General features: G+C 66.8%; 2 protein-coding genes and 1 pseudogene. All 3 read left to right on the top strand.

Translation table 11 applies throughout. The annotated features are described in order from the left end of the window. Positions 1-152: 152 nt before the first annotated feature. Positions 153-470: pseudogene (locus C1J00_RS43065) on the top strand (PH domain-containing protein); the annotation flags it as partial. A 115-nt stretch (positions 471-585) separates the two neighbouring features. Then, complete coding sequence (locus tag C1J00_RS45775; RefSeq protein WP_180989918.1) at positions 586-1,089, top strand: hypothetical protein; 504 nt, start codon at positions 586-588, stop codon at positions 1,087-1,089. Positions 1,090-1,196: 107 nt separating this feature from the next. Beyond that, positions 1,197-1,517 (top strand): hypothetical protein, encoded by a 321-nt coding sequence (locus C1J00_RS43070; RefSeq protein WP_146046410.1) that lies wholly within the window; start codon positions 1,197-1,199, stop codon positions 1,515-1,517. The last annotated feature ends 50 nt before the right edge of the window (positions 1,518-1,567 follow it).

Raw genomic sequence — 1,567 nt, forward strand, 5'->3', positions numbered from 1 at the left:
ACCCCCACCAATGCCAGGGCTGCCTCGCACTCCGGCAAACGACGCCACCGGCCACCTGACGAGTCGCCCGGCCCCCGCCCCTCGTCACCTCACCTCACCTCACGGGACCGACGTCCTCGGGCCGCAGCTCCACCCGGACGGGGAGAAACCCAATGGCACTGTTCGGAAACGCACACACCGTGAACCCGGCATCGGCCCAGCAGGACTACGCCCGCCTCCTCGGCCACGGCGAACAGGTCCACGCCGCGTACCTCCTCATCCGCGACACCATCCTCTTCACCGACCGCCGCCTGATCCTGATCGACAAGCAGGGCATCACCGGCAAGAAGGTGGAGTACCACTCGGTCCCCTACCGCAGCATCACCCACTTCGCGGTGGAGACGGCGGGCACGTTCGACCTGGACGCAGAGCTGAAGATCTGGCTCTCCGGCTCCCAGCTCCCGATCCAGAAGACCTTCACCAAGGGCGTCGTACGGCCTGCCCGTTCTCCTGCTCGTCGTCTGTCGCGACCGGGCGACGACCAAGTGGGCGACCGGTCCCTTCTCCTGTGGCACGCGTGGCTGGATCGCCCAGATGACGTACCCCTTGGTCGTCGGACCGGACAACCTCCCAGTGATCACCGATCCGAGAACCGCGGCGGAGAAACCGGCGATGGCCGTGTTCTCCGCTCTGGCTCACGCCAACAGCCCCCACATCGAGGCCATACTGGACGCACTGGGCCGAGCCCTCGCAGGGATGGACTGGAACGCCGCCAGCTACTTCTTTCAGTTTCTCGACTCGGCGTTGGGGGACACCCCCGCCGGAGACAAATGGAGGGACATCGTGACGTTCGTCAACTACTTCCCCGGCCGGGGAACGGTGATGGAGAAGGCCTACCTCGAGGGCGAGGCCAGAGGCGAAGCCAAGGCCATCCTCCGCTTCCTCGAAGCACGGGGCGTCTCCGTCCCCCAGGAGGCCCGAAACCACATCGCTGACTGCACCGACCTTGACCTCCTGAACCGCTGGCTGGACCGAACGCCCCACGTGCAGAGCGTCGACGAACTTTTCGCCGAGGACACCGCACCCGCCGCGGACCGGACCGAGACCTGACCCACGGGGCGATCATGTTCGACGATCTGGACACCACACCGGAACTGCACGACTTGCTCCGGTTCACCCTGACTTGCATGGGCTTGGGCATTCCGCCGGAGCGAGTCATGGGCGATCTCCGTTCCGGGCTGGAGGAACTGCGACAGCAAGGCTCCCTCTCCTTCCAGGACATGGCCCGCATCCGGGCCCGGGTGGACAAGCGGCCCGATGACGAACACGAGGACGAGGAATGGGTCCGGGGGTACACCGCCGGATACAAGGCGGCGTTGGCCGGCGCGGTCCAACGGCTCTTGGAGGCTCGTGACATCACGGTCCCCAAGGAGGTCTCCCGCCCCCTCCACCTGTGTCCGGACCCCGACACCCTCACCCTCTGGTTCGACCGCTCCCTGACGGCCACCACGGCGGAGGACCTCTTCGCCGACGCGTGATCGGCCGGATCGGCCGACATCGGCAAGGGCCCGCCCCTTCACCTGTCTCT

The sequence above is a fragment of the Streptomyces cahuitamycinicus genome, assembly GCF_002891435.1.
GTDB lineage: Bacteria > Actinomycetota > Actinomycetes > Streptomycetales > Streptomycetaceae > Streptomyces > Streptomyces cahuitamycinicus.

Bases quoted from the DNA above. Each gene is read 5' to 3' on its own strand.
- C1J00_RS43070 (WP_146046410.1), top strand. From the start codon at position 1,197: ATGGGCGATCTCCGTTCCGGGCTGGAGGAACTGCGACAGCAAGGCTCC.